Origin of the sequence: Lactobacillus sp. (assembly GCF_051893255.1) — a bacterium.
In the GTDB taxonomy this organism is placed as follows: Bacteria; Bacillota; Bacilli; order Lactobacillales; family Lactobacillaceae; genus Lactobacillus.
Genome location: NZ_JBJFHB010000068.1, coordinates 5,903 through 26,518 on the forward strand (window position 1 = coordinate 5,903; position 20,616 = coordinate 26,518).

The window sequence follows — 20,616 nt, forward strand, 5'->3', positions numbered from 1 at the left end:
TGGGGGCAAAAAAGCAGAAAAAGTGGTCCGGTTGAGTCAAACTGGGGGCGAAAAAGCAGAAAAATGAGTCCGGTTGAGTCAAACTGGGGGCGAAAAAGCGGAAAAAGTGGTCCGGTTGAGTCAAACTGGGGGCGAAAAACGGGAAAAACGAGTTCGGTTGAGTCAAACCGGGGGCGAAAAATGGCAAAATCCACACCGGTTGAATCAAACTGGGGGCGAAAAATGACAAAATCCACACCGGTTGAGTCAAACCGGGGGCGAAAAAACAAACGGAAAAGGAGGTACGCATCCGCGTACCTCCTTTTTAATACCTAACTACTTGCTTGGGTGGCTTGGAACCTTAATCTTGCCGTTTAAGATGTCAGTCCGAGCTGCTTGAACTTGCTTCCAGACGCTAGCTGAAGCGTAGCCCCGGGTCAGGTAAACCCCGTTGTGCTTCAAGCCGTAAACCAGCTGCTTGCCGCCTGGGAACTTGCCCTTGGCTGCCTTAGTGGCAATGTCCTTAACCGCAACGTTTACGCCAGTCATAACGCTGGTCAAGCACAGGTTTGAGCTCTTGCCGTCCTTGCTCTTGTACTTGCCCAGGTTGGATTGGTCGGAGTCAACCCCGATTGCCCAAACCTTCTTGCTGGAGTTAGCGCTCAAGCCTTCGTCGATTGACTTGGCTTCGCTGAACAGACCTTGGCCAGCTGAACCAGATGCGTGGAAGATCACGTCCGCCTTCTTGGCAAACATGGCCTTGGCGATTGACTTTTCCTTGTCAGCGGCCGTGAAGGAGCCAACGTATTGGTTCAAGATCGTGATCTTCTTGCCCATCTTCTTAGCAGTGTCTTGTACGCCCTTGGTGAAGCCTGCGTCAAAAAGGTCTACGATATCGCCGTGCACGCCGCCGATGAAGCCGACAACGTTAGTCTTAGTAGTTCTAGCTGCCAAAACACCAGCCATGTAAGAAGCATCTTGTGAACGGAAATTGGCAGAAGCAACGTTCTTTTGCCCCTTGATCACATCATCGATGATGACAAAATTCTTCTTAGGATTCTTCTTGGCAGCAGAAGCAATCGCCGTCTTCAAGGAGTAGCCAACCCCGAAGATGGTCTTATAGCCAGCATTGATCGCCTGGTTGATGTTGGGCGTAAAGTCAGATGCTGAGCTTGATTCGAAGTATTGGTAGCCGTTAGTGCCGCGCTTTAAGCCTTGGCTCTTGCCGTAAGCGACCATGCCCTTCCAGCCGGATTCGTTGAAAGAGTGGTCGTCAACGCCGGCGATGTCAGTGATCAAGGCAACGCTGGCTGATGACTTTTTGTTGCTGTTGCTTGAGCCATTTTGCTTGGCGCCTGAGCAGGCCGTTAAGGCAATGCCGGCCAGCAAAACAGTACTAGTTGCTAAAACAGATTTGAATGTGGTTTTCAAAGTAAAATCCCCCTTAAATTGAACACGGCTTAAATCATATCAATATTTTGTGGTCGTGTCAAAATGGTTCCACAAGATCAAGTGTTGATTTACCGGGATTATTACTTTTTGCCATAATGTCCTCAAGATGTATGGCCCTAAGCTTGAGCTAGATACTAGAATTTTTTTAAAAATTTTTTTCCCAAAAAATAAAGTTTCACGTAAAAAAGCGCCAAAAGGCGCTTTACTAAAAGACATTCAGCAATTTGCAGATGGCCAGGGCCACGTAAACAGCAACGATTAGGGCCATCACCGTGAAGTGACGGAGGCGGTTCATGACCAAGATACCGGCAAACTCCCGCAAGACCGCGTTAGGCAGGTAGTAGGGCCGGGTGTAAGAGCCGATGCCGTTGCCGTCCAGGCCAGCTTCTTTGGCGTAGATAGCAGCGCGGAGCAGGTGGTAGTTGCTGGTGAAAAAGCAGGCCCGGAAGTCGTCATCGCCGTGGTCGTTGATAGCGACAATCTTGGAGAACTCCATGTTCTGCTCGGTGTTGCGGGACTGGTCCTCCAGCAGAATCTGGTCAGCTGGGATCCCCCTTTTAATGGCGTAAGCCGCCATGGCGCTGGCTTCTGAGATAGTCTCGTTTGGCCCTTGTCCGCCAGACATGATGAACTTGGGGAAAGGCTGCCCCTTTTCCTGCTGGTGGTAGGCAAACTGGATGGCCCGGTTGATCCGGGCGGCCTGGATGTTGGACAAGCGGTTGCCATTGATCAGGCCCGCCCCTAAGACGATCAAGTAGTCTTGGTGGTAGCGGCGGGGGACGATCTGGTAGAGCAAGAGGTTGATTAAAAAGTTGTACATGACAGCCGCCAGATAAAAGGCGATCGTCGGGAACATGTCTAGGAGCAGTCTAAACCAGGCAGGCGTGGACTTGGTCAGGTGGCCAATGAAGATGAAGGCCCATAAGACCAGCATGGCGATGGCCAAGATCAGGGTCAAGAGGTTGGGCAGGGTGTGACTTTCGTGCTTCAAGACCACGTAGGAATTCCACAAGAGCAGGATCCAGGAGAAGAAGACGATGAAGGCAACCAGGGAAACCAGGAAGGCGCCCACCATCAGGTAGATCCGGCGGAAGCTGGGCAGGTTGGTGGCGTAGACCAAGAAGGTGAACCAGGCCGCTAATGAAAAAATGAAAAAGGTGAAAAAGATGCCGTTGATTAGCCGTCTAGGATCAGTCAGCCAGGAAAAGAAAAAGGTTACGGCCGCAATCGCGACGAGGATGGTGAAGTAGCTAAAGGTCCGGTTTTGGCTGAAGAAGAATAGTAAAGAGTAGAAGATAGATTTCAATTTTGCTCTCCCGGTTTATTTGCTTAGAAAATTGCTCAAACTTTATTATAATAGAGGTTAAGTATTTTGAAACAGTAAGGTGACGAATATGAAAAAAATCGGCCATTATCTTTTTTACTTAATGGAAATCGTGGTTGTCTTTGCCTTGTACACCACTTTGCAGTACTTTTACTTCTATCCCAATATCTTTGACTTTGGACAGGCGGAATCCTTTATCCTGGCCCTGTCGACGGTCTTGGTCTTCTGGATGGCCTTTTTACTTTATAAGGGACAGCTTGAGGATAAAAATGAGTGGGGCTTTAACGAAGCGCCTCACTGGCAAGTGCACAAGGTTTTAATCGCCTTTGCGGGCTTTTTCATCATGCAGCTGCTCTACATCGCCATCATGTCGGCGATCGGCGGCGGGATTTCCCAAAACCAGCAGAACTTAAACGACCTGCAGGAAACGGCCGGGCCGACCTACAAGATCATGGTGGCCGTGATTGCGCCAATTTGTGAGGAAACCATTTTTAGAGGGATGTTCATGAATCTCCTCTTTAGCCACGCCAGCCAAGTGAGCAAGTGGGTGGGCATCTTAGCTTCCGGCTTCTTCTTTGCCTTTGCCCACAACCCCTTCTGGTCACCTTACCTGATCGTTTACTGGATGATGGGGTCGGTTCTGGCCTGGGTCTACATGACCACCAAGGACCTGCGCTACTCGATGATGACCCATATTATGTGGAATTTACTAAGCTTAATAGGCTAAAAAGCGAAGCAGATGCTTCGCTTTTTTCATGCTCTTAAAAATCAAAATCTAAGCCAGCAGCTTTTTGATGAAGTGGTTCAGCAGGATTGGCGAAATCACCGTCGTCAAGATGATGGCCAAAATCAGGCTGGAGTAGATGTCTTTCGGGAAAAGATGGTGGCCGATGCCGATCTGGGCGACGATCAAAGCCACTTCCCCCCGCGACACCATGCCGGCGCCAACAATGCTGCCTTCCAGCTTGGTCATGCCAAAGGCCTCAGCTGAGTACTTGCCGGCCCAGTACTTGGACAAAACGCCCAAGATGGTCATGGCGATGATGAAGACCAGGTCCTGGGTGAGGCTGGCAAAGGTCATGGACAGGCCGATGTTGACAAAGAAGGTTGGGATGAAGACTGAGTAGCCGATCGCAGAAACGGCAGAATTAACCTCTTCTGCTTGCTTGGTCTGCCGGATGGCCAGACCACCAAAGAAGGCACCGACTACGGCGCTTAGGCCCACAAATTCGGCCAGGTAGGCCATGCCTAAAGCTAGGGTGAGGGAAGCGATCAGGGCCGAGTAGTTGACGCTGATTTTTTCCGCAAATTCCATAAACTTCGGCGCGATAAACTTGTAAACCAGCCAAACGAAGACGAAGTAGAGGGCTTCGATCAGCAGGTTGAGGAAAAAGTTGCCGGTCAGGCCCTGGCTGCCGCCTTCGTGGCTGAAGGTGGTGAAGAGGCTCAACACGATTACGGCTAAGATGTCGTCAACTACAGCTGCCCCCAAGATGGCGATCCCAGCCCGGGTCTGCAGCTGGTTGCTGTCTTTTAGAACTTCAACTGAGATCGAGACGCTGGTTGCCGCAAAGACGATCCCGATAAAGAGGGCTTCGAGGAACTTCATCCCGTAGATTAGGGAGAAGCCGCCGATAAAGAGGATCGGCAAGATAACGCCGACCGTGGCCACGGTGAAGCTGACCTTGAAGTACTTTTTGAGTAGATCCAGGTCGCTTTCCATTCCGGCTAAAAACATCAAGAGAATGACCCCGATGTCGGAGAAGAGGGTCATGGTGTCGCTGGGTTTCAGCCAATTGAGCAGGGCTGGCCCCAAGACGATGCCGGACAGGAGTTGGCCGATGACTGCTGGCCAGTTGAAGCGGGCAAAAAGCTGCCCCATCAGGGTAGTTACAAAGAGGATTAAGATCAATTCCCCAATAAATTCCATTGTTTCCTCCATTCTTTTTTAAAAAAGCTAGTGGCAAAAGAAAAAACTTCCAAGAAAAAGCCTCTTGACCCAAAGAAGCAAAATCTTGAAAGTTTTGAAACTCCAACCTCTAGCAAAGTATTTGTAATTCTATATACTATCTACTTTAGCAAGAAGTCGTGAAAAAAACAAATTTAATCTCTGAAAATTACAATCCCGTTTGCTTAGGATTCTTCGGTTCAGTCTTAGCAAGCAGGGCCAAGCTGATGGTGATCATGTCGACCCCTTCCTGCAAGACCGCGCCCCAGAAGGCTGGGATCAGGCCTGTGAAGGCTACTAATTCCAAGATGATAACGATTACGATCGCAGTCGTAACGTCGATTTCTGCCACCTTCATGGTGTGCTTGGCAATAGCCACGGCATCGTTGATCTTGCTGAGGTCGTTGACCATGATGACGGCGTCGGCACTTTCGCTGGCTGCGGTAGCGCCTTTAGCCCCCATGGCGATGCCGACATCAGCAGCGGTCAAGCTTGGCGCGTCGTTGATCCCGTCACCGGTCATGACCACTGGGCGGTCTTCAGCCTTAACGTTCTTGATGGCGGCAATCTTTTCAGCTGGCAAAAGGCTGGCGCGGACGTCGTCAACGCCGGCTACCTTGGCAATGGAGTCGGCAACGTCCTTGTTGTCCCCGGTCAGCATCATAATGTGCTTAGCCCCTTGCTTGCGCAAGCGCGCCAAAGTTTCTGGGGTTTCTGGACGGAGCTGGTCTTTAAAGGTAATTTGCCCAGCGTACTTGCCGTTGATAGAAACGTAAACGGCAGTGGTCTTAGCCTTTTCAATCTTGGCGTCAGGAGCGACGTAAGAAAGCTTACCGACCATGACGGTGTTGCCGTCAACGGTCCCCTTGACCCCGTTACCGGTAGATTCTTCCAGGTCGCTAACTGCCTTGATCAGGCCCTTGTCAGTCCCTTTTACCAGGGAGCTGGCAATGATGTGGCCAGATTGTTGTTCCAGGCTGGCTGCGTAAGAAAGCAGCTTTTCCTTGTCAACGCCGGCTTCTGGCAAAACGTCTTGGATAACCAGTTGGTTTTGGGTCAGGGTACCGGTCTTGTCAAAGGCAAAAGTCTTCGCCCGGGACAATTGTTCCAGGGTTGGACCAGACTTGACGATGATGTGGTGCTTGGACATGGAGCTCATGCCGGCTACCAGGGCAACTGGGGCGGCGATCAAGAGCGGACATGGGGAGGCAACAACCATAACTTCGGCGAAGCGGTGGAAGTCGCCGCTGACTACCCAAGCAGCAATCCCGATAATTAAAGAAATGATGGTAAATGGTACCGCGTAGCGGTCAGCCATCTTCACAAACTTGGCTGGCTGAGCTTCAGAAGACTTAACCAGTTCTACGATGGACTGGTATTCAGAGTCCTTGGCCAGCTTCTTGACTTCCATGGTAACGGCGGTTTCCCCGTTCAAGGAGCCAGACATCAGGTCATCGCCCACGCCCTTGTCGACTGGGACAGATTCACCAGTCAAAGAGGATTGGTCAAAAGCAGATTCGCCTTCAACGATCACCCCGTCAACTGGAACTTGTTGACCCGGCTTGATCAAGACTTGGTCGCCGATTCGTAGGTCGTCAACCTTAACTTCTACAACCTTGCCGTCAACCAGCTTGTTGGCAACGCGGGGATTTTTGTCTAAAAGGGCCCGCAATTCCTTGTTGGCTTGACCGGTTGCGTAGTCTTCCAAGCTTTCGCCACCAGTTGACATAACCAGGATCATCCATTCAGCCCAGTAGTCCCGGGTGATGATCATGGAGATGACCGCGATCAAGGCCAAGACGTCAATGCCCCAGTGGCCTTCTTTGAGGTCTTCCAGCATTTCCTTGGCAAACATGATGCTGACGTAGACGCCGGCGATGTCAAACATAACTTCGGCAACGCCCGTAATGTGAAAAACATTGTCGGTCAAGAGACCGATGGCCCCGATGATCAGGACCACAATAAACTTCCATTGGCGTTTCATTGTTATTTCCTCCTCAATGGATTAAAAGGAGCGTAATACATACGCTAGCTATTACACACCAAAATGAATACTGTTTCGTATTACTTTAGAGTTTATCACACTTTAAGTTTTTTTCTATACGCTATGCTTGGAATATTGCCCAAAATTTTGAGCGACTTTTTATCAAAAATATTTAATAATCTAATAAACGTTTTTGATAAAAAATATTGCTCTCTGACTTAGGTTTTACTCGTCGTTCGCCTCAAGGCGGAGCGTTTGGTTCTTCTTGATCACCATGTAGTGGTCGTCAAAGGTGTGGGCAATGTAGTTAAAAGCCTTAAACCACTCCCTCCGGGTAATCATCCCTTGGAAGACCCCATCGTCATCGACGATCGGAATAAAGTTGTTGTCGACCAAGAGGTGCAGCTGGGTCTCCAGTTCCGCATCCGTAAAGTTGACCTTGGGAAAGTCGGTCTGCATGACGTCTTTGACCTGGTATTTGGATAGGGCCTTGACGGAAATATCGTCATTGTCCAGCATCTTGTCGGTGATCATGGCCAGGCTGATCAGGCCGACCAGCTGACTTTGCTGGTTTAAGACCGGAATCTTGGCATACTTGACCTTGGTCAGGATCAAGAAGGCGTGATACAAAGGGTTATTTTCTTCGACAAAGGCGATCTTGCTGGCCGGAATTAAAAAAGAACCTGATTTCTCTTCGATTAATTTCTGAATAGCGGGTGAAAACATGTACTTATTATTCCTTATATTCTTGTTTATATGCTCTTTTACATGAGTATTTTAACTGCTTTAATTATAAATCTCTTTTGAAAAAAGAAAAAGGCCTGCGCGAGCAGGCCTACTTGGTTTTCATCTACTTTGGAGGAGTAAGAATGAATGAAATAAAAAAGTGGGAGTATTGTAACGAGTTCTACCAGCTCGTTACATTGTCTATAATACAGCTTAATTATCAATAAATGGTTTGGAATTTCTTAAAGAATAGTAAAGAATTATTTGAGGGTTTATAAAGCCTGAAAAAGGATAGGACTTTTGCTAAAAAAAGCATCAAAAAAGCTCACGCGTTAACGTGAGCCGAAAGGGATAGATATGAATCGACTATGGAGTCAGTCGATATTTTTCATTTACTTTGGAGGAGTATGAATGAAAAACAAAAAGTTGAGTGTAGTAACAAGCTCTCGCTTGTTACAGTTATTATAATAAAGGGTAAATGTGAACAAAGTGTGATAAATCGCAAAAAAGTTGAGATTTGGCAAATTTTTTTGCTTTTTCCCCTTTAAACGGGCAAGATAGGAAAGCGAAAGGACAATTGATAATTGCTGATTCAGGAGAAGTCAATTTGAGGTTACGAAAGCAAGAAGATCAAAATCTTCAAAATAGCAAAAATAATAAAGACAATAAAAAGCAGAGAAAGAAAGTCTTTAAGCACAAGGACAAGCAGCGCAAAAATCACCTGGCTGGCTGCCTGGTCAAGCTGGTTTTGCTAGCCCTGTGCCTCTACGGCGGCTATAAGGCGGTTTACCCCTACTACCAAACCTGGCAAAGGCAGCAGGAGCTACTGAGAAAGCGGCCGGCTGTCAAGAAGGCCAGCGACGGCACCAGCGTTAGCGCCGCCTGGCACAGCCTCAAAGTTTTTCACCAAAACCTTGAGAAAAAATATTCTTTCCTATATCAAGCCGCCTATGAAACGCCGGCTAGCACCAGCGTAGGCAAAGACTACATCGTGCCGGGGCTGGTGGCAACTGACAGCTATGACTATCAGCTGAAAAAAATAACCACGTCTCGGGACATGACCCCGCAGGGAGTTGCCGTAGTGCAAAACTACCTTTTAATCACGGCCTATGATGGTGGCCACCGTCACGCTTCGGTGATCTATGTTTTGGATAAAAAGACTGGCAAATTTTTAAAGACCATTCGGCTTTCTGGCAAGCCTCACTTAGGCGGAATCGCCTATGACAGCAAGGGGATGCAGATCTGGGTGACCAGCAGCAAGGACGGTCAGTCGGCCCTGGCTACTTTTTCCCTGGCGAAGCTGATCGAGTACGTAGCTAGTGCCAAAAAGACGGACAGCCTGGTTTACGACCAGGAAATTCCAATTACCAAGATGGCCAAGGCCTCGGCCCTGTGCTACTACGATGATCAGCTGTTTGTCGGCTACTTCAACGATGAAGGGCGGGGCAAGGTGGCCAGCTACAAGATTGCCCGGAGCGGCCAGTATCAGAATTCGATCACGACCAGTGAAATTTCCAGCGTCAATGAGTCGGTTTCCTGGTCAGACCCAGACGGTTCGACCAGCATGAACAAGCAGATCCAGGGGATCGCCATCAGCGGCGACAAGATTTTCTTGAGCCAGTCTTATGGCGGCGGGGATTCCAAGCTGTACATTTTCCCCATTACCGCCATCGACAATCTTGATGAAAAAAACGCCACCCAGGTCGTCCGCTTCCCGCCATACCTGGAACAGATTACGGCTTATCAGGGCCAGCTGATCTGCGTCTTTGAGTCGGGCTCAAGGCAGTATGCTAGAGACAGCATTACCGTGATGGACCGGACCCTATCGGTTAACATCAGTGCGCTTTTAAATAACAATTAACTTAGAATAGATAGTAAAAATCGAAAAAGCAAACAATAGAAAGTAGATTGGAAGATAAACATGGATAGCAAACTCGCCAAGAAAATCGTTTTTGAAGTTCGCCTTGCCGGCTGGCTCTGCCTCTTGCCGGCCAGCGGCATGCTCTTTTTGTACAAGTTGACTCAAGGGACTGGCTTTTTGTGGGGGATTGGCCTGGTCGTCCTCTTAGCCGCCTACATCCTGGCCACGGCGGCGACTGACCGCTGGCAAAAGCCGGCTTTTGTCATGCGCTGGGCCCTGATCGCCCTCTTTTTCATCGGTTTCATCCCCTCGATTCCGCTGCTGGTAGCCTATGACCAAGAGCGCAAGGCCGGGCTGCAGTAGCTTTTTAACCTAAAAAAGCCCCAAAAAAGTCTAAAAAGGGATAGAGATGTGTAAACCATTTCTAAAAAAATGCTAAAGATCGCATTTTGTGTGAACAATTTATGACATCTGCGGTAAAATAAACAGTAACCAAATTGTAACAAAAGAAAAAGTAAGAAATTATAGTGAAAAATGTTGTTTCAGGGTGTTGGGATAGCAGATTTTTACAGAGGAGATGATTTTTATTGGAAGAGAATAAAAAAGAGAGTCGCGGTAAAGTGATTCGGTCCTTTATCTTGAGGACCCTGCTTTACAGCTTAGTGTTATTGGGATTGATCTACCTCTACGAATATTGCGGGATTGGATCGACGGGATTTATCTACAACGAATTTTAGAAAGTTGAGTAACAAAGAAAAATGGAAAATATTGTCAAGAAGATTGATCAAGTGGCAGCCAAGCTGCCAGACAAGGTAGCTTACAACTACTTGGGGGAAAAGACTACCTATAAGGAGCTTTTAGACCGGGCCAATGCCTGGGCAGACTTGCTTAGCAGCAAGGTGGCGCCAAAAGAGCCAGTCATGGTTTGGGGCGGTCAGCAAGTTGACATGCTGGCCAGCTTCCTGGGCTGCACTAAGAGTGGCCACGCTTATGTACCAATCGTCAACTACTCTAACGCGGAAAGAATAGAACTGGTTCGAGAAGTTTCCGCTTCTAAGACCATCATCGCCATTACGCCTTTGCCAGACGTTGACTTGACCGGTTTGACGGTCATTACCCCTGATCAAGTGGGGCAAAGCGGTCAGGTGAACGAGGCTGACTACGTGACTGGCGATGAAAACTACTACATTCTGTGCACGTCCGGCACGACCGGTAAGCCTAAGGGCGTCCAAATCAGCCATGACAACTTGGTCAGCTACTTAAATTGGGAACTCAGCGACTTTGGTCTGCCAGAAAGCCCCCGCTTTTTGGCCCAAGCGCCATTCTCTTTTGACGTGTCGGTCATGAGCATCTACCCAGCCCTGCTTTTGGGCGGGGAAATCGACGTTTTGCCGCACGAAGTAACCCAAAACTTCGGTGAACTCTTCAAGACCTTGCCACAGATGAATTTTGATGTTTGGGTTTCAACTCCATCCTTCGCGCAAATGTGCTTCTTGGACCGGACCTTTGATGCGGCCCACCACCCAGATCTGGGCTTGTTCCTCTTCTGTGGGGAAGAGTTGCCTCATAAGGAAGTAGACATGCTCTACAAGCGTTTCCCAGACAGCAGGATTTTCAACACTTACGGCCCAACCGAAACGACAGTTGCCGTTACCCAAGTGGAAATCACCAAGGACATTTTGGAAAAGTATGACCGCCTGCCAATCGGCTATGTCAAGGAAGACACCAAGATCACCATCGACCACAGCAAGGGCGATGACGAAAAGAGCGGAGAAATGATCATCAGTGGGCCTTCTGTTTCTAAGGCCTACATCAACAACCCAGAAAAGACCGCGGAAGCCTTTTTCAAGAATGATGAAGGCGTGCAAAGCTACCGTACCGGGGACATTGGTTACTACGAAGGCAACCTGCTCTTTTACAAGGGCCGGATCGGCTTCCAGATCAAGTTCAACGGTTACCGGATCGAACTGGAAGAAATTAACGTCTACATGAACAAGAATAAGCTGGTTGCTCACGGCGTGGCCGCTCCAATCTACAGCAAGGACCACACGGTCAAGCAGATTGTCGGCGTTGTGGAATTAAACGAAGGCGTGGCCCGTAAGTTTGACGAAGGCGAAATTACCAAGCAAATCCGGGAAGGCCTGCAAAAGGACGTGATGCCTTATATGGTACCGCAGCGCTTCATCTACAAGGACAAGCTGCCAATCTCCCAAAACGGCAAGGTGGATATCAAGGCGGTCATCCAGGAGGTTAATAAATGATCAACCTGCAGCCTTATGAAAACCCGCAGTACTTCATCTACCTGCTAGTGGCACTCTTGCCCTTGGTCATCGGCCTGTACTTTGGCAAGCGCTACAAGTGGTATGAAGCCGCCATCTCGCTTTTATTCTTGTTCTTCATTTTTGATGCCGACAAGTGGAAGCAGGGCGTGACCTTAATTGCCTACATTATCTACCAGTTTGCCGTCACCTTTGCCTACCAGCATTACCGGCAAAAAACGGGTAAGGCCAACAAGACCTGGATCTTTTGCACTTTCGTCGTCTTGGCCATCCTGCCGCTAGCCGCGGTCAAGATCTGGCCAGTTGTGCCCCACAAGGCCGGCATCGACATTGGCTTTTTGGGGATTTCCTACCTGACCTTTAAGACGGTGCAGGTGGTGATGGAGCTGCGGGACGGAACAATTAAAAAAGTCGACCCGATCACCTACATGCGCTTCTTGCTCTTTTTCCCAACGATCTCTAGTGGACCAATCGACCGCTACCGCCGCTTTGCCAAAGACTGCGACAAGGCGCCAGAAAGAGAGGCCTACATCAAGGACTTGGGCTTAGCCGTCAAGTACCTGTTCCAGGGCTTTTTATACAAGTTTATCCTGGGCTGGCTTTTTGGGACTTACTGGCTGCCTTACCTAGAAGCGCAGGCAATCATCGCCGGCAAGGGGATGCCGCTTCACCTATCATGGTGGGTCTTAGGCGTCATGTACTGCTACTCCATGTACTTGTTCTTTGACTTTGCCGGGTATTCGCTCTTTGCGGTTTCCATTTCCTATTTCATGGGCATCCACACGCCAATGAACTTCAACAAGCCTTTTGCGGCTCACAATATCAAGGAATTCTGGAATCGCTGGCACATGACCCTGTCCTTCTGGTTCAGAGACTTCATCTTCATGCGCTTTACCTTTTTTGCCATGAAGAAGCGCCTGATCAAGAACCGGGTGCGCTTGTCGCAGATTGCCTACATCGTCAACTTCATGGTGATGGCGGTTTGGCACGGCCTTACCTGGTACTACATGGTCTACGGCCTCTACCACGCCTTTGCCATTATCATCAATGACATCTGGCTGCGCTATAAGAAGAATCACAAGCTGGTCAAGCACAACAAGTTCACGGAAGCTGTGGCCATCTTCGTTACCTTTAACGTGGTCTGCTTGAGCTTCTTGATCTTCTCAGGCTTTTTGAACAACTTGTGGTTCAATGTGCCGCTAGGCAAGTAGTTTTTTAAAAAAGCAAATAAAAAATATTAGATACAGTAAATTTAATTTTTAACAGAAGAGGAAATAATAATGGATATTCAAAAACAAATCGTTGATATTTTAGCTGATGTTACTGGGGAAGACTTCTCAGACAAGATGGACCAAGAATTGTACGAAAGCGGCATTATGGACTCCATGGCGACTGTTCAAATGCTCTTGACCCTGCAAGAAACCTTTGACATCACCGTGCCCGTTTCTGAATTTAACCGGGATGACTGGAACACGCCTAACAAGCTGGTTGAACAGGTAAAGAAACTGCAAGATGAAGAATAAGACTAAGCTTTGGCTGATTTTTGGGCCAATTATTTGCGCAGCGCTCCTGCTGATTGGGATCTTCTCCTTGCCATGGGAGAGAACCTTTTCTAAAGGGAGCCTTTACCAAGCTGCGGCTTCTCAGACTAAGACCGTCTTCAAGGGCAAGGCCATGCGGCAAAAGGCTTACAAGCTGGGCTACGTGCCTTTTTACGGGTCTAGCGAATTGTCACGGTTTGACAACATGCACCCGACGGTTCTGGCCACCAAGTACCACCGCGGCTACATGCCATTTTTGCTGGGGGCAGCGGGCAGCCAGTCACTGGCCCAGTATCAGGGGATGCAGGACGCACCAAGCAAGAAGGCCGTTATGGTTATCTCTCCGCAGTGGTTTACGCAGGAAGGACAAGATCCAGCAGCTTTTAGCCTGTATTATTCTCCCCTCCACGTGACTGATTTTATCTTGAATGCTAAGGATACGGAAGCTGACCGCTACGCAGCTAGACGCTTTTTGAAGATGGATTGTGTCAAGAGCAACCACTTCTTAAGCCATGCCTTGTTCGAGATTGCGGCTGGGCTGGAATTGCCAAAAACGGAGCGCTACTACTTGCTTTGGCGGCGGCGGATGTACTCTAACGAAGACAGCTTCTTCACGTCATTCCAGCTCCGCGACCGCTTGCCAAAAATTGAGCAACAGGGCAAGAGCCTGCCAGACAAGTATTCTTACAAGGGCCTGTTGAAGGCTTCTAATAAAGAAGCCAAGCACAACACCCGGGGCAATCCTTTTGGCATCCGGACTGGCTTTTTCAGAAAACGGCTTAATCCTAAGCTGTTAAAGCGGCTGAAGGGGAGCCAGAAGAAGTTCAACTATGTCCAGTCGCCAGAATTTTCTGACTTGGAACTGGTCTTAAACCAGTTTTCTAAGGACAAGACTCAGGTTCTGTTTGTGATTCCGCCAGTTAACGCCAAGTGGCGCAAGTACACTGGCTTATCACAAAAGATGTATGAAAAGTCCGTTAATAAGATCAAGCACGAATTGATCAGCCAGGGCTTTGACAACATCTACGACCTGTCTCAAATGGGTGGCAAGAAGCACTTCATGGAAGACACCATCCACTTAGGCTGGAACGGCTGGCTCTACATGGATCAGGCCGTTAAGGCCTTCATGAAGCAGAAGTACGTCAAGCCAACCTATGCCTTGAACGACTACTTTTTCACGGAAGATTGGCGTAATACCAAGACTGTGCCAAAGGTTGCTTTGACCAACAAGCAGGTTTTGGCTAATCTGGAAAAATAGGCTTATTGAAATATTTAGTTGTTTATAACGGATTAAGAGTATATAATCGACTTGTGTCATCGCTTTGGCTGTTTTCTCCGGTAGCGAAAACTGGCTTTATGTGGTTTGCTTTGACACGCACTGTGTGAGCCTAATTCCGTTGTTGGTGGAATTAGGCTTTTTTGCTAGAAAAAAGAAAAAGAGACAGAATACAGAAATAAAAAGAGTTATAGAAGACAAAAAACGGACGCAAATTGCGTCCGTTTTTCTTTGCCTAGTTTTCGGTTTGCTTGCTTATAGCTCTAGCCAAGAATCAAAATTGGTGCCTAGCAGCCGTTCCAAGCTGTAGTTTTCTTCAGCAGCTTCTTCTTTGAGCAAGCGGGCAATCTCCTTTTTACCCATCTTCTTGATCAAGTATTCCTTGACGGCCTGGTTGACGACCGCGTCCCGGTCCAGGCCTTCTTGGTTCAGGTAGTCTTTTAGCAGGTATTCCAATTGATCGTTTAAACGACACTTTGCCATTTTTCTCACCCTCCGATATGGTCCAATAAACTCGATTTTTTTGCTGATTTTCTCTAAATGTTTATATTAATTATAGCATGAAGCAGTTATGCACATGCTGATGCTATTTTTTGCATCAAAAAACTGCAAAAATATATGATAAACCGTTTACATGACGGGATAAAAGGAATAAAATACTATGTGAGAAATGTAATTAATTTAAAAAGCGTTGGAGATTATTATATGTATAGTGAATCATTTGAAGCCGCCAGCAACGCGGCAGCTAAGAAAGTCAACCTGTTAAAGAACAATCCTTTCGGCTACGTGCTCTTGTCCCTCTTGGCCGGGATGTACATCGGCTTTGGGATCCTCTTGGCCTTCACTATCGGCAGCCAAATGGGGACCAGCCCAGTTGCCAACCTGGTTAAGGGCTTGATCTTCGGTGTAGCCCTGAGCTTGGTCGTAATCCCAGGTGCTGAACTCTTTACTGGCAACAATTTTGTGATGGGGGCCGGGATGCTGAAAAAGAAGGTCAGCGTCGGCCAAGCCTTCAGCCTGTGGGCTGTTTGCTGGCTGGGCAACCTGGTAGGAGCCACGCTTTTAGCCTGGATGTATGTAAACTCTGGCTTGGACTTGCCAGTTGTGGCTGCTGTCTTCACCAAGGCCGCAGCTGCCAAGATGGCGGCTCCAGCCTTGCAGCTCTTCTTGCGAGGCATCTTGTGTAACATCTTGGTCTGCTTAGCTGTTTGGTCTGGCTTCCAAACCAAGAACGACGCCGCTAAGCTGATCATGGTCTTCTGGTGCTTGTTGGCCTTCTTCTCAACTGGCTTTGAACACAGCGTGGCCAACATGACTACTTTTGTTGTAGCCCTGTTGAGCCCAGTTAAGGCTGTCGGTAGCGTTTCTGTAGGCGGGATGTTCTACAACTTGCTCTGGGTAACCCTGGGCAACATGGTTGGCGGCGTCTTCTTCGTCGCCTTCCCATACTGGCTGGGTGCTAAGGCAACTGAAAAGAAGTAAGAAGATCAGAAAATAAGAAAAAAACGGAATCGCTTGTAAAAAGTAAGCAAAACTTGATTTGGGTCAATTTTTTCTCAGAAAAAGGCTTGTATAATTAGCTTATCAAGAACAAAAGAGATCAATAGGAGGCAAGAAAATGTCTGTAAAAATCACTTTTACTCCAGAAGCTAGTCAATACCTGAAGAGAAAGCAAGATGGCAAAGCGGTCTTGCTTCTGGCCTTAAACGATGGCTCAAACCAGTACTCTTTGCAAGGCGGCACCTGCACCATCGGTGCTAACTTCCAATTTGTGGCCTTGGATGAAAAAGACGATAACTACACTATCCCGCTTGTTAACGACCAAGGCCTTGACCTTTACACCGGTCAAGCAGAAATGGGCTTTTTAGACGAAAACCTGCACGTGGCTGAACAATACGGCATGCTCAGCCTCAGCGATGGCAGCGGCTTGATTGACGCGGCCGTCGGCGTGAATGTCTACGAACCAAGCACTTTGACTGCTGAACAAATTCAAAATGGTGCCAGTTGCTAAAGTTTGAACTCTCCCTACGGGGAGAGTTTTTTATTTCTCTCTTTTTTACTCTTTTCTTTTTGAAAAAAGTTGACAGAGAACTTTTTTAGGCATATTATGACAACATGTCATATGACAAGCTGTCATATTTTTACTAAGAGAATCAAAAAAATAGAAAACAGAAACAGACAGAGAGGAATACGAATGGCAGTCCTAGAATTAAAGAACGTCAAGAAGTATTACAAGATGCCGGGTGGGGGCCAATACGAGGCCTTGCGCGGCGTCAGCGCCAAGTTCAATGCCGGTGAAATGGTCGCCATCGTTGGTGAATCCGGGTCAGGGAAGTCGACCCTGATGAACACGATTGGGGGCTTGGACTCCGACTTTGAAGGGGAAATTTTATACGAAGGTAAGAACCTGCGCGATTTTTCCAAAGCGGAAATGGTTAACTACCACAAGAAGTCGATTGGCTTCATTTTCCAAAACTTCAACCTGATTCCTCACCTGGACCTGATCGATAACGTCTCAATCGCCATGACCCTGTCCAATATTGACGAGTCTGTCCGCCGCGAGCGCGCCAAGGAATTATTGAAAAAAGTGGGCCTGGAAGAGCACATGTATAAAAAGCCAGACCAATTGTCTGGTGGGCAAAAGCAGCGGGTGGCCATCGCCCGGGCTCTGGTTAATGACCCTGACGTGATCATCGCCGACGAGCCAACTGGTGCGCTTGACGCCGATACGACCGATGTGATTTTGAACATGATCAGAGAGATCGCTGTTGAAGGCAAGCTGGTCTTGATGGTCACTCACTCTGACAAGGTGGCCAGCCACTGCAGCCGGGTTCTGCGGATCGACCAGGGGCAAATCATCTCTGATCAAGAGCAAGTCAAGCTGGAGCACAAGCAGGAGAGCCGGGAAGAAATCCAGGTTCACAACATGAACATGTGGAAGGCTGTTAAGCTGGCTTTTAAGAACATGAAGGCCAAACTCGGCCGCAACGCCCTGGTGTCAACTGGGATGGGCATCGGGATCATGTCTGTGATCTTGATGCTGAGTCTGGGCAAGGGGGTTACCTCTTACGTTAGCGACCAAATGAACACCTACTCCAATCCCTTGGTGACCGAGGTGCACAAGAACACCACGGCCAAGGCCCGGAGTAAGTCTATGTCCGCCATGCAGCAAAATAATTCAGCAAGTGTTGCCAAGGCCCGCCAGCAAGGGATTAGCTCCTTAACCGGGACCAGCAGCGCGTCAGCTTTTTCTGATAAAGACTTGAAGAAGCTGAAGAAGATCAAGCACGTTTCTAAAATACAAAAGGGCTTTACCGCGCTTTCTCTTGGCGGCAACCAGGTAACTTTTAAAAAGAAGAGTGCTAGTGTAATTTACCTGAACACGGTCAACAACAGCATTGCCAAGTCTGAAGTCAAGAAGGGGCGCCTGCCCAAGAGCGGCAGCAACGAAATCATGATCGATTCCGGGACGGCAGATACTTTAAGTAAAAAGCTTTTGGGCAAGACGGTTAAAGCTAAGCTGCAGCTGGGCAACAAGACGATTACCAAAAAGTTTAAGGTGGTTGGCCTTTACGAGTCAGCATCTTCAGCTGGCCAAATGAGCACCTTGTTCCTCACTTACAAAGACCTCAAGAAGCTGTTTAAGGACAATGGCTCAACCCTCAAGGCTAACGTTGTTTACCTAACTTCTAGCGATAAAAAGTACACCAGCGACATCAAGGCTGCGGTTAAGGACAAGGGCTTCTCTGGCTCTATGCAAGAGCAGATGACTGAAATGTTTGACAGTATCTTGAACGTTTTGACTTACGTCTTGACGGCGATCGCGGCCGTTTCTCTGGTGGTTTCCGCCATCATGATCTTGGTAGTCTTGAACATTTCTGTTGTGGAAAGAACCCAAGAAATCGGGGTCATGAAGGCCCTAGGTGCCCGCAGAAAAGATATCCGCCGCATCTTCTCCAGCGAAGCCTTCCTTTTGGGCCTGGCTTCTGGAATTGTCGGGGTAGTCTTGACCGGACTTTTGAGCTTAGCCATCAACCACTTTACCCAGTCTGCCTTTGACGCGGCTGTGGTAACCATGACGCCGCGATATGCTGAAATTGGCGTAGTAGTCAGCGTAGTGATCAGCATGATTGCTGGTATTTTGCCATCCAACCATGCATCGAAACTGGACCCAATTGATGCTTTGCGTAAGGAATAGGTGATTAGGATGCCAAAGCAGACTTTTTTCAACTTGCCTAAGGAAAAGCGAGACCGGATTATTGCTGCGGCTAAGGAAGTTTTTTCTAAAAATTCCTATGAGGAGGCGTCGATCAACCAGATTGTCAAGCTGGCGCAGATTCCTCGGGGGAGCTTTTACCAGTATTTCGAGGATAAGGATGACCTCTACGGCTACTTGAGCAGCCAGATGTTTTTGCGGTTGATTAACGCGGCGCGGCAAAAGCTGCCGGAATGTGACTATGATCCTTTCAAACTGTCGGAGCAGTTCCTGCCTAGCTGGCTGGAAGAGCTGTTTATCGGGGAGGACTCATCCTTTTACTACCGGCGGCTGGAGATGTTTCACCGCCAGCAAATGCCCCACCTTAAGCGTCAGGTCTTAGATAACCGCCTTAGTGACGAGGAGATGGCCAAGATTACGGCCAAAGTGAAGCTGGGGGATGCGAGCGACTTTGACTTTATGGTGCAATGCATCTCGATGGCCTTCTATAACAGCATTCGAGCAGGCTTTATCAACTATGAAGCGACCGGTGATGCTAATTTGGATGAGGTCAAGGCCGAGCTTTTACGGAACTTGCATTATCTAGAAGTAGGCTTTGAAAAATAGAAGCAGAATCAGTCGAGGAAACTTGGCTGATTCTTTTTTGCATTTTTTGTCGAAAATTTTAGTAAAGTTTTGGCGTAAAAATCAGTTAAAAACGAACTAAAAATCGGGAATTCAATTATAAAAAGAAAAAACAATAATGATCAAGCAATAGCTAACAGTTTGAAAGTAGCAACGCTTCCTAGTGTTTCGGCTGTAAACCGAATTTAAAGGTAGATTTGACTTTATCCCAAAAAGAGGGTAAAGTATTATATGTTCTCGAGCGTTAGCGGAACCGCTAACGTAAAGAAAACAAAAATGAAAATATCTTTTAAAAAGCTGTTGACAAGAAGTTGATGACTTGCTAAGATATAAAACGTTGCGTCGCTAAGACGCAAGTTAGTACTTTGAAAACTGAACAAAGTTTCGCAGTGTGTGGGTCAAATTTATTTGACTCAAACAAATAAGCGAAGTCAATTCGCAAGCAAATAATCTGGAGCAGATTTAAATCACTCAATTTTCAAATTGAGAGTTTGATCCTGGCTCAGGACGAACGCTGGCGGCGTGCCTAATACATGCAAGTCGAGCGAGCTGAATTCACAGATTCCTTCGGGATGACGTGTTGGACGCTAGCGGCGGATGGGTGAGTAACACGTGGGCAATCTGCCCTAAAGACTGGGATACCACTTGGAAACAGGTGCTAATACCGGATAACAATGATGGTTGCATGACCATTATTTGAAAGGCGGCGCAAGCTGTCACTTTAGGATGAGCCCGCGGTGCATTAGCTAGTTGGTGAGGTAACGGCTCACCAAGGCCATGATGCATAGCCGAGTTGAGAGACTGATCGGCCACATTGGGACTGAGACACGGCCCAAACTCCTACGGGAGGCAGCAGTAGGGAATCTTCCACAATGGACGCAAGTCTGATGGAGCAACGCCGCGTGAGTGAAGAAGGTTTTCGGATCGTAAAGCTCTGTTGTTGGTGAAGAAGGATGTGAGTAGTAACTGGCTCATATTTGACGGTAATCAACCAGAAAGTCACGGCTAACTACGTGCCAGCAGCCGCGGTAATACGTAGGTGGCAAGCGTTGTCCGGATTTATTGGGCGTAAAGCGAGCGCAGGCGGAATGATAAGTCTGATGTGAAAGCCCACGGCTCAACCGTGGAACTGCATCGGAAACTGTCATTCTTGAGTGCAGAAGAGGAGAGTGGAACTCCATGTGTAGCGGTGGAATGCGTAGATATATGGAAGAACACCAGTGGCGAAGGCGGCTCTCTGGTCTGCAACTGACGCTGAGGCTCGAAAGCATGGGTAGCGAACAGGATTAGATACCCTGGTAGTCCATGCCGTAAACGATGAGCGCTAGGTGTTGGAGGGTTTCCGCCCTTCAGTGCCGCAGCTAACGCATTAAGCACTCCGCCTGGGGAGTACGACCGCAAGGTTG

At 48.1% G+C, this 20,616-nt stretch carries 19 protein-coding genes, 1 rRNA gene and 1 other annotated feature; of the genes, 13 read left to right on the plus strand and 7 right to left on the minus strand.

All coding sequences use genetic code 11. From position 1 onward, the window contains the following. From ACI4WN_RS06375 to ACI4WN_RS06385, 3 genes are all read right to left on the minus strand, one after another. Positions 1-289: hypothetical protein (locus ACI4WN_RS06375; protein WP_439777456.1), on the minus strand; the 289-nt coding region annotated here is incomplete at its 3' end. Positions 290-315: 26 nt separating this feature from the next. Then, positions 316-1,410, minus strand: coding sequence for a BMP family lipoprotein (locus tag ACI4WN_RS06380; RefSeq protein ID WP_439777457.1), 1,095 nt, complete (start codon positions 1,408-1,410; stop codon positions 316-318). Between the two features lie 226 nt (positions 1,411-1,636). Beyond that, positions 1,637-2,737 (minus strand): ElyC/SanA/YdcF family protein, encoded by a 1,101-nt coding sequence (locus ACI4WN_RS06385; RefSeq protein ID WP_439777458.1) that lies wholly within the window; start codon positions 2,735-2,737, stop codon positions 1,637-1,639. An 88-nt stretch (positions 2,738-2,825) separates the two neighbouring features. Here ACI4WN_RS06385 and ACI4WN_RS06390 point away from each other — a divergent pair, with 88 nt between their 5' ends. Then, a complete protein-coding gene (locus ACI4WN_RS06390; protein WP_439777459.1) occupies positions 2,826-3,482 on the plus strand; it encodes a lysostaphin resistance A-like protein in 657 nt (218 codons plus the stop codon). 48 nt (positions 3,483-3,530) lie between these two features. Here ACI4WN_RS06390 and ACI4WN_RS06395 read toward each other — a convergent pair whose 3' ends face one another. The 3 genes from ACI4WN_RS06395 to cbpB all read right to left on the minus strand — a co-directional run bounded on the left by ACI4WN_RS06395 (position 3,531) and on the right by cbpB (position 7,413). Further along, positions 3,531-4,685 carry a cation:proton antiporter gene (locus ACI4WN_RS06395; protein ID WP_439777460.1) on the minus strand — a complete coding sequence of 385 codons (1,155 nt, stop codon included), beginning with the start codon at positions 4,683-4,685 and terminating at the stop codon, positions 3,531-3,533. Between the two features lie 59 nt (positions 4,686-4,744). Continuing rightward, positions 4,745-4,793: a sequence feature (sodium ion sensor (DUF1646 type); this cis-regulatory element may regulate processes involved in with the transportation of sodium ions), on the minus strand. A gap of 79 nt (positions 4,794-4,872) precedes the next feature. Beyond that, positions 4,873-6,687: a heavy metal translocating P-type ATPase gene (locus ACI4WN_RS06400; RefSeq protein ID WP_439777461.1), complete on the minus strand. Its 1,815-nt coding sequence runs from the start codon at positions 6,685-6,687 to the stop codon at positions 4,873-4,875. Positions 6,688-6,912: 225 nt separating this feature from the next. Then, positions 6,913-7,413 carry a cyclic-di-AMP-binding protein CbpB gene (cbpB, locus tag ACI4WN_RS06405; protein ID WP_439777462.1) on the minus strand — a complete coding sequence of 167 codons (501 nt, stop codon included), beginning with the start codon at positions 7,411-7,413 and terminating at the stop codon, positions 6,913-6,915. Positions 7,414-8,020: 607 nt separating this feature from the next. Between cbpB and ACI4WN_RS06410 the strand changes: the two genes are divergently transcribed. The 7 genes from ACI4WN_RS06410 to dltD all read left to right on the plus strand — a co-directional run bounded on the left by ACI4WN_RS06410 (position 8,021) and on the right by dltD (position 14,352). Then, positions 8,021-9,274, plus strand: a complete 1,254-nt coding sequence (locus ACI4WN_RS06410) for a YncE family protein (protein WP_439777463.1) — start codon at positions 8,021-8,023, stop codon at positions 9,272-9,274. A gap of 60 nt (positions 9,275-9,334) precedes the next feature. Beyond that, positions 9,335-9,637, plus strand: a complete 303-nt coding sequence (locus ACI4WN_RS06415; protein ID WP_439777464.1) for a hypothetical protein — start codon at positions 9,335-9,337, stop codon at positions 9,635-9,637. A 224-nt stretch (positions 9,638-9,861) separates the two neighbouring features. Then, the gene (locus ACI4WN_RS06420) at positions 9,862-10,011 is read left to right on the plus strand and encodes a teichoic acid D-Ala incorporation-associated protein DltX (RefSeq protein ID WP_439777465.1); all 150 of its coding nucleotides are present in this window, start codon (positions 9,862-9,864) and stop codon (positions 10,009-10,011) included. Between the two features lie 21 nt (positions 10,012-10,032). Then, positions 10,033-11,535: a D-alanine--poly(phosphoribitol) ligase subunit DltA gene (gene dltA, locus ACI4WN_RS06425; protein WP_439777466.1), complete on the plus strand. Its 1,503-nt coding sequence runs from the start codon at positions 10,033-10,035 to the stop codon at positions 11,533-11,535. Continuing rightward, complete coding sequence (dltB, locus tag ACI4WN_RS06430; protein ID WP_439777467.1) at positions 11,532-12,764, plus strand: D-alanyl-lipoteichoic acid biosynthesis protein DltB; 1,233 nt, start codon at positions 11,532-11,534, stop codon at positions 12,762-12,764. The genes dltA and dltB overlap by 4 nt, the downstream gene beginning before the upstream one ends. Before the next feature lie 69 nt (positions 12,765-12,833). Then, positions 12,834-13,076 (plus strand): D-alanine--poly(phosphoribitol) ligase subunit DltC, encoded by a 243-nt coding sequence (gene dltC / locus ACI4WN_RS06435; RefSeq protein ID WP_008461132.1) that lies wholly within the window; start codon positions 12,834-12,836, stop codon positions 13,074-13,076. After that, positions 13,066-14,352 carry a D-alanyl-lipoteichoic acid biosynthesis protein DltD gene (gene dltD, locus ACI4WN_RS06440; RefSeq protein ID WP_439777468.1) on the plus strand — a complete coding sequence of 429 codons (1,287 nt, stop codon included), beginning with the start codon at positions 13,066-13,068 and terminating at the stop codon, positions 14,350-14,352. Before dltC ends, dltD begins: the two co-directional genes overlap by 11 nt. Positions 14,353-14,625: 273 nt before the next feature. Here dltD and ACI4WN_RS06445 read toward each other — a convergent pair whose 3' ends face one another. After that, positions 14,626-14,853, minus strand: a complete 228-nt coding sequence (locus ACI4WN_RS06445; protein ID WP_439777469.1) for a hypothetical protein — start codon at positions 14,851-14,853, stop codon at positions 14,626-14,628. 222 nt (positions 14,854-15,075) lie between these two features. On the opposite strand from ACI4WN_RS06445, the gene ACI4WN_RS06450 reads away from it, so the two are divergent. The 5 genes from ACI4WN_RS06450 to ACI4WN_RS06470 all read left to right on the plus strand — a co-directional run. Continuing rightward, on the plus strand, positions 15,076-15,852 hold the full coding sequence (locus ACI4WN_RS06450; protein WP_439777470.1) for a formate/nitrite transporter family protein: 777 nt from the start codon (positions 15,076-15,078) through the stop codon (positions 15,850-15,852). A gap of 136 nt (positions 15,853-15,988) precedes the next feature. Continuing rightward, positions 15,989-16,381 carry an iron-sulfur cluster biosynthesis family protein gene (locus ACI4WN_RS06455; RefSeq protein WP_439777471.1) on the plus strand — a complete coding sequence of 131 codons (393 nt, stop codon included), beginning with the start codon at positions 15,989-15,991 and terminating at the stop codon, positions 16,379-16,381. A 183-nt stretch (positions 16,382-16,564) separates the two neighbouring features. Beyond that, positions 16,565-18,568 (plus strand): ATP-binding cassette domain-containing protein, encoded by a 2,004-nt coding sequence (locus tag ACI4WN_RS06460; RefSeq protein WP_439777472.1) that lies wholly within the window; start codon positions 16,565-16,567, stop codon positions 18,566-18,568. A gap of 9 nt (positions 18,569-18,577) precedes the next feature. Next, on the plus strand, positions 18,578-19,192 hold the full coding sequence (locus ACI4WN_RS06465; protein ID WP_439777473.1) for a TetR/AcrR family transcriptional regulator: 615 nt from the start codon (positions 18,578-18,580) through the stop codon (positions 19,190-19,192). Positions 19,193-19,689: 497 nt separating this feature from the next. After that, positions 19,690-20,616 (plus strand): 16S ribosomal RNA (locus ACI4WN_RS06470); the annotation flags it as partial.